Origin of the sequence: Streptomyces europaeiscabiei (assembly GCF_036346855.1) — a bacterium.
Taxonomy (GTDB): Bacteria; Actinomycetota; Actinomycetes; order Streptomycetales; family Streptomycetaceae; genus Streptomyces; species Streptomyces europaeiscabiei.
Genome location: NZ_CP107841.1, coordinates 3,038,809 through 3,050,309 on the forward strand (window position 1 = coordinate 3,038,809; position 11,501 = coordinate 3,050,309).

The following is an 11,501-nucleotide window of genomic DNA, read 5'->3' on the forward strand; positions in this document are numbered from 1 at the left end:
TTGCGGCCCTTCGGGGTCAGGATGTGGGGATCAGGCGGTCGTGGGGACGAGCCGCCACTGCTGGCAGTTGTTGTTGAGCCAGGACCACTGGCGTACGTCGGTACCGTTGGCGGTGCCGCAGTCGGCGACGTCCATGACCTTGCCGGTGGAGGCGTTGACGATCCGGACGTAGTCGCCGCCGAGGTAGACCATGCGGAACTTCTGGCAGTTGTTGTTCAGCCAGGACCACTGCCGGATGTCGGCGCCGTCGGCGCTCGCGCAGTCGGCGACGTCGGCGACCTTCCCGGTGGCGACGTTCACGAGGCGGCTGGTGTCGTCGGCGCGGTCCTCGACGCGCCACTTCTGGTTGGCCCCGCCGTTGCAGGTCCACTGGAAGATGTTGGCGCCGTCGGCCGTGCTGCCGCCGTTGACGTCCAGGCACTTGCCGCTGTTGCGGTTGACGATCGTGTACGCGGTCGGCGTCGTCGCCGTCTCACCCGAGGGGCCGGCGATGGTCGCGCCGAGGGCGACCGGGGTGCCGAAGTTCGGCGTGCCGTCCGCGTTCCAGGTGAACTTCTGGGCGCGGGTCGTACGCCCGTTGTCGCACCCGTCACCGGCGGCGTCGTTGGCGTGGTAGACGATCCAGTTCTCCGTCCCGTCGGGCGAGGTGAAGAACCCGTTGTGACCGGGCGCGTACACACTGTTGGCGTCGCTGCGCTGGAAGACCGGCGTCTGCTTCTTCGTCCAGGAGGAGGCGAGCAGCGGGTCGGAGCCGGTCAGCTCCAGCTGCCCGAGCTTGTAGTCGGGACCCCAGCAGGCGCTCGCGGAGTAGACGAGGAACGTACGCCCGTTGCGGTACAGCGGCTCGGGCCCCTCGTTGACCTCCCCGCTCTGTGTCTCCCAGCTGAGCGTCGGGCTGGAGATGACGGTGAACGTGGAACTGGCGAGCGTGTACGGGTTGCTGAGCGGCGCGATGACGAGGCTCTGCTTGCTGCCGCCGGCCGAACCGCTGCCGACCAGGTACAGCTTGTCGTTGTGCTTGAGCACGCTGGCGTCGATCAGCCAGCCGTTGGGGTTCAGGTTGGAGCCGGTGAAGGTGTTCTTGAAGGTGTACGGCCCCATCGGGTCGGACCCGGCGCTCTCCAGCACGTGGGTGCGCTGGTCGTCGCAGCAGGCGGACGCGCGCGGCCCGGCGGAGTAGTAGAGGTACCACTTGCCGTCGAAGAAGTGGATCTCCGGGGCCCACATGTTCCAGTTGCGGCTGCTGGTGCTGTCCGACCACACCTGCACGCTGGGCGCGGTGCTCAGCCCGGCGAGCGTGGGCGATTTCCGCATGGTCAGCTCACCGGTGAACGATGTCGTCACCAGGTAGTAGTTGCCGTTGTAGTACTCCAGCCACGGGTCGGCGCCTTTCTGCGACTTGACCGGGTTGGTGTAAGGCTTGCCGTCGGCCGCGGCGGCGGGCGACGGCGGCTGGACGGCGAGGAGTGACGCGAACAGGGCCAGCAGTGCGGCCACCGACGTCACCCAGTGGCGGACTTGGATGCGGACCACGGCAAGTCCCTTCGGGGAGCGGCTCGAGAGGGGGAGAGTAAAGGGGGACCAAGGAAGATCAGAATCGGATCGTTCGAGATTGCGAACGCTGTACGTAACTTCGGCCAGAAGGTAAAGCTGAGGCGGGAGGGACGTCAATGGCTGCGACAGGACTTTGTGCCGACGGACCCACCGGAAGAGATCGCGAAGGCGGGCGGGTCGGCGTTTGCACGGCCAAAGAAGACAGCGTGCGACGGTACGGTGTCTGGCGCATCGGCCTGCGGGCCGAGGACCCGGTTCGTGGCCCCGGCCAACTCGCCGAGGCGGCAGATGGCGGGAGAAGCTCGGCCTTCGGCGCGATCCGGCCCGGCGGCAGCACGACCGTCCAGCACGCCGTGCCTCTGGTCGAGGCGACGGCACACTCCCCCACTCTCGGCTTCGCTCGAGCGGGAGGGGCCTTGTCGTCGCCACCGACATCCAGCGCATCTGGCCGCACTCGGCCGCCGACACGGCCGTGCACTTCGCCGACCTGGAGGCCACCCACCCCGGCCGTTTCCTCCTCGGCCTCGGCGTGAGCCACACGAAGCTCGCGGAGCAGTACCGGCGCCTCTACGCGGCGATGGTCGACCCCCTGGACGCCCTGGACGCGGCCGGAGCCCCCGCCGACCGCCGTGCCCCCGCCGCCCTCGGCCCCCGCGTGCTCCGCCTCTCCCTCGACCGCGCGGCCGACTCCCACCCATACCTGGTGACTCCGGAACACACGGCGGAGACGCGCGGGACACTGGAGGGCGGCCCGCTGCCGGCCCCCGAGCTGAAGGTCGTCCTGGAGACCGCCCCGGCCACGCCCGGTCCCTCGCCAGTGGCGTCGCAGGTGATCGACGACGGGCCGGGGGACGCGCTGCCGCGCGAGGTGTGGCGACGGCCGGCCGGTCTGCTGGGCTGACCCGCCGGCCAGCCAGAGCGAGTCGGCCGATCCGGCCGCCTGGCGCGACGGGCACGGCCGACGGCCGGTGGTCCACGACGATGCCACAGCGGCCCACCCCGGCATGTGGTGTGTGCCGGGGCGGGCCGCTGTGGTTGTGGGTGACTGCCGGGGCAGGCTGCCGTGGCCGTGGGGCGTGCTACTTGATGCCGATCTCGGCCAGCTGAAGACGGAACTTGGTGCTCTCGTCGGAGGCCGGGGTACCGAGTTTCGTCGCGGTCAGGCGCAGGTAGCGGCCGGTGGTGGAGGTGAGGGTGTAGGTCTGGGCGGCTCCGCTCGGGTTGGACTGGCCGGTGACGGTTCTGGCGGTGGTGTAGGTGCCGGATCCGTCGGCGCGGGTCTGCAGTGTGAAGTCGACGGGGAAGTTTGCCGAGCCGCCGCCGGCTCCACTGGCGTCGGTGCGCGGGTGGAGGGTGACGGAGCCGATGGACCGGTCGGCGCCGAGGTCGACCTCGATCCATACGGGTGTGTCGCTGACGTCGGCGGCGGGGAAGTCGATGCTGGTGAAGCCCTTGGCGCCGGCGACACTGGTGGTGGTGCCGTCCAGGAGTCGGGTCTTGCCCCAGTCGCTGTTCTCCAGCGTGTAGTTGGCCTTCACGGCCGTCGCGGCGGTGGGGACGGTGAGCTCGGCGAGCTGCAGGCGGAACTTGGTGGACTCGTCGGAGGCGGGGGTGCCGAGTTTGGTGGCCTGGAGGCGGACGTGGCGGGCGGTGGTGGTCTTGAAGCCGTACGTCTGGACCTTGCCGTCGGGGTTGGCCTGGCCGGTGACGGTACGGGCAGTGGTGTAGGTGCTGGATCCGTCGGGGCGCGTCTGGATCGTGAAGTCGACGGGGAAGCCCGCCGTACCGCCGCCCGCTCCCCCGGTGTCGGTGCGGGGGAAGAGGCGTACGGCGTCCAGGTCGGTGTCGGCGCCGAGGTCGATCTCCACCCACACGGGGTTCGCGCTGACGTCGGCCGAGGCGAACTCGTTGCTGGTGTAGCCCCTGGCACCGGACACGCTGGTGAGCTTGCCGTCGGTGAGCCGGTTCCTGCCCCAGCTGCTGTTCTCCAGGCTGCTGTTGCTGGTGACCGTCCGCCCCAGAGCCAGGTCGTCGAGGCGGCCGACGCCCGTCGCCGTGAACGTCCACGTGCCCGGCTGGACCTTGAAGTAGACGTACGAGGAGTCCTTGCCGTCATAGCTCAGACCGCTGACGCTGCCCGTGGAGGAGCCGCCGGTGAAGACGGTGGTGCCGTTCGCCTTGATGACCGGCTGGGAGCCGCCGTAGGTGGGCACACCGACACGGGCGGTCGTCCCGCTCGGCGAGGTGAGCGTCAGGGTCACCTGGGTGCCGTCCCGCTCGATGCCGAAGCGGATGGTTCCCTCGACGGTCGGCGTCACTGTGTTGATCTTCGTGAGGGTGCCGGTCTGCGGGATCACCTCGTACGTCTCCCAGCCGGCCTTGGTGGGGCGGACACCCGCGGCGTAGGCGGACAGGGCGTACAGCGGGCCGCCGTTCCATGCATGGTTGTCGGTGCCCTGCGACTTGACCCACACCTCCCACAGGGTGTGGCAGTCGGGGTCGGCGACCTGGGCGGCGAAGCGGTTGCGCATCCGCTCCTCGGCGACCGTGGCCGCGCCCATCATGTACAGCGCCTCCAGGACGTAGAACTCCATGTACGGGCTGGCGTTGAGGTGGGTGCGCAGCACGTTGGTGATCGCCGGGTAGTGGCTGGGGGTGGCCAGGCCCGCGACCACCGCGAGGGCGTTGGCCCGGTCGTCGGTGTCGCCGCTGTAGGCGGGCGAGCGGTACTCGTTCTTGGTGGAGTTCCACAGCAGGGAGTCGAAGTTGGCCTTGATGCTGGTGCGCTGGGCCTGCCATCCGGCGACGTCGCCGCTGTTGCCGCTGAGGTCGGCGAGCTTGGCGGCGGTGTCCAGGGCCAGGTAGTACCAGCAGTTGTTCAGGACCCGGGCGTCGATGTTGCTGCCCCAGTCCTGCCAGTCCCAGTCCCCGGCGCGGTGGGCGACCAGACCGTCGCTGCCCAGGCCCCACAGGTCCAGATACTTCTTCACCGCCGGGTAGGCGCCGGTGACCGCGCTCGTGTCGCCGGTGTAGAGGTGGAACGTCCAGAACGACCACACCGAGGCGAGCATCTGGTTGGGCAGCTCGGCGGTCCAGATGGTCGAGGGCATCGGGGAGTACAGCACGCCGCCGGACTCCTGCCAGGAGGCCAGCTGCGAGATGGCCTTCTTGCCGAGGTCGTGGGACTTGGTGTCGAAGGTGTAGAAGCCTTCCTTCAGCTGGTTGACCACATCGCCCCACCACTGGGCGCGTTCGCGGGTCGGGCAGTCCATGTAGTTGTCCCGCATGTTGACGTACATGGTGCGGGCGGCCTTGGTCCACACGGTGTCGAACAAGGCGTCGCTGCTGGTGAACGACCCGTCGAAGTCCGTGTCGTACCCGGACTCCCGGTACTTGAGATCCACGATCGTCACGCCCGCCGGGATGATGTACCGCACGGCGGTACCGCTCATCCAGGCCAGCGCCTCGAACTCCTGGACACCGCCGGTACAGACGTAGGTGGCGCGGACGTTGAAGATGGTCTTCTGGTCGATGCCGACCAGGCCCTTGCCGTCGTCGTAGTGATCGGTCTGGATGCCGATCACCGCGCCGGCCGGGGCGTCCACCTTCAGGTACGGGGTGACCTGGATGTTGGACGGCAGGGTGGCCCAGATCGCGGTGGAGCCCTGGCCGGTGGCCGGGAGTGAGGCGTTGTTGGTGTAGGACTTCAGGCCGGAGTAGCGGAACTGCGGGATCGGCCGCTCGACGAGACCGTTCCAGGGAGCGGCGCCGACGTCGCCGAAGTCGGTGGGCGCGCTCCAGGCGCTGTCGTCGAAGCCGGAGGACTGCCAGTCGGCCATCGCGGCGGCGTTGCGGGCGTCGTAGTAGACGTTCGATTCCGGCAGCCGGAAGTTGACCTGGGTGCCGCTGGTGTTGTTCGAGTAGCCCGGGTGGACCTTGTGCTTCCAGCCGGTGTTGCTGACCAGCCGGGTCGTGGTGGAACCGGTCTCGATGTCGGACTGGAACAACAGCCCGCCCTTGCCGCTGCTGCTGTGCGAGAAGCCCTGCTTGCCGAAGTACCACACCAGCAGCGCCACCGTGTTGGTGCCGCTGGTCAGGTACGGGGCGAGGTCGATCTCGTCGTAGTACGTGTCCGTACGGTTCGGGCCGCGCTTGAGCCCGCCCTCGAAGACCACCAGCGTGCCGTTGACCCACAGCCAGTACTTCGAGTCCGCCGCGATCTGCGTCACGGCCTTCGAGGGCGCGGAGTCCAGGGTGAACGATCTACGGAACGCCACCCACTGGTTCGCCGAGCTGGACGGAGCCCAGATCCACTTCGCGGTCCACGAGACCGCCGCGGACGCCGTCGGCGCGAGGCCGGGCAGGATCAGGGACCCCAGGGTGGGGGCCATGGCCACGGCTATGGCCGAGCGTAGAGCGGACCGGCGCGTTACGTCGTGCATCGCGGGCTCCTAGAGATGTGCGGGGAGGGTGGCAAACACGTCGGCAGCGCGGACGGGGAGGGGGCGGAATTATTGGTTCCGCGCTTTTGAAACGTTTCAATAACGTGGTTGCAGGCGAGATCTTTGTCCTGTTCATAGCGCTGTGTCAATGGTTGTGCGGTCGGCATTCTCGCGAGCCGCCCGAGCATGCAAGGAGGTCCCCGCAGTTCAGGCGGGTGGAGCAGGCGAGGCCTCACCGCCATGAGCGGTCGATGACGCGAGCGCGAGGGTGAGGGCGAGGCATCGAACTGGCCAGTTCCATTGACGTACCCCTGACCGACATCTATCTTCTGCTCGAACTTGCGAACAATGTTCGATTTTTCGAACCATGGCCGTCAAAGGAGACAGCCCGTGTTGCGCATCCGTCTCCGGCGCACTCCTGAGTCGGCTCCTCTGTCGGCCTTCTCAGCCGCCTTCGTCACCCGCCGGACCGCCACTGCGGCGGTGCCTCCGGTCGCTGCCACACCCCTGCGGAAACCGCGGCTCCGCGGGCGCTGACCGCGCATTGCGCGACATCCCACGGCGCGCGGAGCAGGTACTGCCCCAGCGGCACGAAGGCCGGGCCCCACCCTCGGGCCGGGCCCCACTCTCGACCTCACTCGCACCTGATCATGGCACCCACAAAGACAGGAACCCATATGCCCGCGGTTCTCGCTCGGCTGGCGGCGGTATTCGTCGCCGCCTGCCTGCTCTTCACAGCCCAAGTCGTGACCACACCTCAGCGGGCCGCCGCCGCGGACCCGGGTTACCTGATGACGCACTTCATCGGGGAGGGGTCGACCGGTCAGCAGATGTACTTCTCGTACAGCACGGACGGTCTGAACTGGACCGACCTCAACGGTGGCGGGATGACCCTGCGCTCCACCGTGGGCACCCGTGGGGTGCGTGACCCCGCCCTGGTCCGCTCACCCGACGGCAGCAAGTACTGGATCATCGCGACCGACCTGTGCATCGGCTGCGGCCAGTCGTGGGGCGACTCCACCTCCAACGGCAGCCGCAACCTCGTCGTGTGGGAGTCCACCGACCTGGTCACCTGGTCGGCGCCGTGGCTGCTGAACGTCGCCGGCGCGATCCCCGACGGACGCAACGCCTGGGCCCCTGAGGCGATCTGGGACCCGGCCACCAACAACTACGTCCTGTACTGGGCGACCAACGCAACCCTCAACGGCGTACTGAAGCACCGGATCTACTACGCCCGCACCACCGACTTCCGCACCGTCACCACTCCCCAGGTCTACATCGACCGCCCCGGCACCCAGGGCATCATCGACACCCAGATCGTCGAGGTCCCCTCCGGTGTCGGCAACTTCCGCTACGTACGGGCCTCCGGCGACGGCCAGATCACCCTCGAAGGCAGCAACTCGATCCTCGGCACCTGGACCAACCTCGGCAACCTCTCCGGCATCGGCCTGACCGGCTCCCAGGTCGAGGGCCCGATGTGGATGAAGTTCCGCGACCGCAACGAGTGGACCCTCTACCTCGACCAGTACGCGGCCGGAAAGGGCTACATGCCGGTCACCACGACCAACCCCTCCGCCTCCGGCACCTACAAGCTCCCGACCTCGGGAACCTACTCCCTGGGCGGAACGAAGAAGCGCCACGGCTCGATCCTGAACCTGACCGCCGCCGAGGACGCCCGGATCCAGGCCCGCTGGGCCAACGTGGCGGGCAAGCGACTGCAGTCCTTCAACTTCCAGGACCGCTACGTCCGGCACAGCAACTTCGACGTACGCATCGACCAGAACGTCACCAACGATGACGCCAAGTTCCGGCCGCGGCCCGGCCTGACCGGCACCGGCACCGTCTCCTTCGAGTCGGTCAACTTCCCCGGCTACTACCTGCGCCACGACGGATCCGACTTCCAGCTCGTGTACAACGACGGCACCACCCAGTTCGCCGCGGACGCCACCTTCCGCCAGGTCGCCGGCCTCGCCGACTCGACATGGTCGTCCTTCCAGTCCTACAACCACCCCGACCGCTACATCCGCCACTACGCCTACCAGCTGAAACTCGAAACGATCACCACCGCGACGGGACGCAGCGACGCCACCTTCCGACTGACGAACTGACCAGACCGGGATGCCGGCGCCCTCAGGCGACGCCCCACCTGCCGCCCTCCCCTCCGAGGAAGGCGCCGGCATCCCACCCGCGAACGCGACGCGACACCAGATGTCATTCGGGCGGAACGCGGCACCTCGGCCGAGGCGTCGCGTCCCCCTCCGCAGGCATGTCCTCTTCACCGGCATGTCTTCTTCAGGGGATGTGAACCATGCACAGCGTGCGACTTCAGTGCCGCCGGAGATTCCGGCTGGGCGCCCTGGCCGCCGTGGCCGCCGCCTCGCTCATGGTGGGCGTCGTCGGCCCGGCGGCCCCCGCCCAGGCGGCGGAGATCACCGACGGCCTGGCTCTGTGGTACAAACTCGACGCCACCTCGGGCACCGTGGCGGTGGACGCCTCCGGCAACGGACGCGACGGCACCGTCAACGGCACCGCGGGCTGGTCGGGCAACGGCGAGGGGCTCACCTTCAACGGGTCCAGCACCTACGTCAAAGTGCCGGACAACATCATGAGCGGCATGAACTCGATCACCGTCTCGATGGACGTGCAGATCGACGCCGCCCAGGCCACGCCCTACTTCATCTACGGCTTCGGCAACACCGCGAGCAGCGGCACCGGCAACGGGTACCTGTTCACCACGGGCAACTCGTTCAGGACCGCGATCGCCTCCGGGAACTCGTCCACCGAGCAGAACACCCGGACCTCCGTCGCGTTGCAGCGCTCGGTCTGGAAGCACATCACCTACACCCAGACCGGCACCACGGGCGTCCTGTACGAGGACGGCGTGGAGAAGGCCCGTAACACGTCGGTCACCCTCACCCCCGGTTCCATCGGGTCCGGCATCACCACGGCCAACTACATCGGCAAGTCGGTCTACAACAGTGACAAGCTCTTCAAGGGCAAGATCCGCGACTTTCGGGTCTACGACCGCGCGCTGGCGCCCACCGAGGTCCTCGAAGTCAGCGGGAACACCACGGGCATCGGCGCGGCCACCCACCCCAGGCTGAAGATCGACGCCATCGTCGACAACGCCAACAGCAAGATCACCCTCCCGCTGACCGAGGGCACCGACCTCACCACGCTCGCCCCGCAGTTCACCATCGCCCAGGGCGCGACCCTCAGCCCTGCCTCAGGCGCCCCGCGCGACTTCACCAACCCCGTGACGTACGAGGTGACCGGCTCCGACGGCGCCAAGCGCACCTGGACGGTCGAGGCGCTGGTCATGAAGAGCCCGGTCCTGCCGGGGCTCACCGCCGACCCGAACATCGTCCGGTTCGGTGACACCTTCTACGTCTACCCGACCACCGACGGCTTCGCGGGCTGGAGCGGCACGAAGTTCAAGGCGTACTCCTCCAAGGACCTGGTCCACTGGACCGACCACGGCGTCATCCTCGACCTCGGACCCGACGTCACCTGGGCCGACACCCGGGCCTGGGCCCCGACCATGGCCGAGAAGAACGGGAAGTACTACTTCTACTACTCCGCCGACACCAACATCGGCGTCGCCGTCTCCGACTCGCCCACCGGCCCGTTCACGGACCCCCTGGGCAAGCCGCTGATCGCCCGCGGTGCCTTCACCGGCCAGATGATCGACCCGGCGGTCTTCACCGACGACGACGGCAAGAGGTACCTCTACTGGGGCAACGGCCGCGCCTACGTCGTCCCGCTCAACGACGACATGGTCTCCTTCGACTCCTCCAAGGTCACCGACATCACCCCCAGCGGCTACAACGAGGGCACCTTCGTCATCAAGCGCAAGGGCACCTACTACTTCACGTGGTCGGAGAACGACACACGTGACGAGAACTACCGGGTCGCCTACGCCACCGGCTCCTCGCCCACCGGCCCCTGGACCAAGCGGGGCGTGATCCTGGAGAAGGACCTTTCCGTCGGCATCAAGGGCCCCGGCCACCACTCGGTGGTCGATGTCCCGGGCACCGACGACTGGTACATCGCCTACCACCGCTTCGCCATCCCCGGCGGAGACGGCACCCACCGCGAAACCACCATCGACACAATGGAGTTCGACTCCAGCGGCCTGATCAAGAAGGTCGTCCCCACCCTGGAGAGCATCGACCCGGTCACCGTCGGCGCCGTCCTGCCGACGCACACCAACCGCTCGCTCCAGTCGGTCAACTTCACCGGCCGCTACGCCGCCGTCCGTTCCGACAGCCTCGGCTACATCGACCCGGTGACCTCCTCCAGCACCACCGCGGTCAAGCAGAGCGCCACCTTCACCATCGTCCCCGGCCTGGCCGACCCCACCTGCTACTCCTTCCGCGACTCGTCCGGCCGCTACCTGCGCCACAAGGACTTCCGGGTCCGCGCCGACGCGAGCAACGGCACCGCGACCTTCAACCAGGACGCCACCTACTGCGCCCGGCCGGGTTCGGCCACCGGCTCGGTCAGCCTGGAATCGTTCAACTACCCCGGCCGCTACCTCCGCCACTACAACTTCGAGTTGCGCATAGACCCCTTCCAGGACACCGCCACCTTCCGCGCCGACAGTTCCTTCAGGCCGGTCAACCCCTGGGCCTGACCGCCTCTTCTCGCTCGTCGGCCGCCCCGCACGACTATGCCGTGCGGGGCGGTCGGCACGACTATGCCGTGCGGGGCGGCCGGCACGCGTGGACGCTTCTACACCGGGCGATAAACAGCCTGGTCCGGGTCCGGTCTCACGATCAGGCCGTCCTTGGCCAGCTCACGCAGGTTGTGACGGGCCTCCTTGCCGGCGGCTTCGTCGCTTGTCGGCTCGTATCCGGCGACCCGCAGGGCCAGTACGGCGCGTTCCGTGTCCCAGGTGCCGCCCAGCGCCTGGATCACCGTCGCCAGTGCTTGCTTGTGCGTCAGCGGCTTCTCGGTCATTTCGCCCTCCCCATCGAAAACGGCCACAGCATGACACATGACGGCCTCGTTCCCACCAAGTCCCTTGGCCGTCATGTGAGTTGTCATGCAGGTCGGGCGCGGGGACATGGCCTTTCCGCGGCTCCGCGATCGAGCAGGCGGTGAGGTGGGTGGTGCGGCGTCCCGAGCGCCCTCAGCCTTGGAAGAGGCCGGAGACATCCCCCGGGCTATGCCCTGGGCACCGACCCGCGTGCCGTGATCGTCTGCCGGGTCTCGGTGGGCATGCCCGCCGAGACCTCCGAGTCAGCAGCCCACGGGGCACGCTCGGCAGCATCCATGTCCTCGGTATCGACATCGGCACCGGCACCGGCACCGGCACCCACGCAGTCCCGCAGTCCCGCAGTCCCGCAGTCCCGCAGTCCCGCAGTCCCGCAGTCCCGCAGTCCCGCAGCAGGGTCCGAGACTCTCCGCCACGCCGGGTCGGGTCGGGTCGGGTCGCAGAGGCTGTGGAAACGCCGGTGCGCTGAGACGACCGAAGACAAAGCATAAAACGTTTCACACATG

General features: G+C 68.2%; 5 protein-coding genes and 1 pseudogene. 3 read left to right on the top strand and 3 right to left on the bottom strand.

Annotated features, from left to right (window positions below; translation table 11 throughout):
- Positions 1–30: 30 nt before the first annotated feature.
- Positions 31–1,533 (bottom strand): family 43 glycosylhydrolase, encoded by a 1,503-nt coding sequence (locus tag OG858_RS13180; RefSeq protein ID WP_086752089.1) that lies wholly within the window; start codon positions 1,531–1,533, stop codon positions 31–33.
- A gap of 493 nt (positions 1,534–2,026) precedes the next feature.
- On the opposite strand from OG858_RS13180, the gene OG858_RS13185 reads away from it, so the two are divergent.
- Positions 2,027–2,455, top strand: a complete 429-nt coding sequence (locus tag OG858_RS13185) for an LLM class oxidoreductase (protein ID WP_328544889.1) — start codon at positions 2,027–2,029, stop codon at positions 2,453–2,455.
- Between the two features lie 178 nt (positions 2,456–2,633).
- Here the strand turns inward: OG858_RS13185 and OG858_RS13190 are convergent, their stop codons facing one another.
- Positions 2,634–5,996, bottom strand: a complete 3,363-nt coding sequence (locus OG858_RS13190) for an alpha-L-rhamnosidase-related protein (RefSeq protein WP_328544888.1) — start codon at positions 5,994–5,996, stop codon at positions 2,634–2,636.
- A 677-nt stretch (positions 5,997–6,673) separates the two neighbouring features.
- Between OG858_RS13190 and OG858_RS13195 the strand changes: the two genes are divergently transcribed.
- Together OG858_RS13195 and OG858_RS13200 are read left to right on the top strand one after the other, a co-directional pair.
- Entirely contained in the window at positions 6,674–8,104 is a 1,431-nt protein-coding gene (locus OG858_RS13195; protein WP_328544887.1) for a glycoside hydrolase family 43 protein, read from the top strand.
- 242 nt (positions 8,105–8,346) lie between these two features.
- Positions 8,347–10,632 (top strand): annotated as a pseudogene (locus tag OG858_RS13200) (family 43 glycosylhydrolase); the annotation flags it as partial.
- Positions 10,633–10,730: 98 nt separating this feature from the next.
- On the opposite strand, the gene OG858_RS13205 reads toward OG858_RS13200, so the two are convergent.
- Complete coding sequence (locus OG858_RS13205; RefSeq protein WP_086753792.1) at positions 10,731–10,958, bottom strand: hypothetical protein; 228 nt, start codon at positions 10,956–10,958, stop codon at positions 10,731–10,733.
- Between the last annotated feature and the right edge of the window lie 543 nt (positions 10,959–11,501).

Bases quoted from the DNA above. Each gene is read 5' to 3' on its own strand.
- OG858_RS13205 (WP_086753792.1), bottom strand. From the start codon at position 10,958: ATGACCGAGAAGCCGCTGACGCACAAGCAAGCACTGGCGACGGTGATC.
- OG858_RS13195 (WP_328544887.1), top strand. From the start codon at position 6,674: ATGCCCGCGGTTCTCGCTCGGCTGGCGGCGGTATTCGTCGCCGCCTGC.
- OG858_RS13190 (WP_328544888.1), bottom strand. From the start codon at position 5,996: ATGCACGACGTAACGCGCCGGTCCGCTCTACGCTCGGCCATAGCCGTG.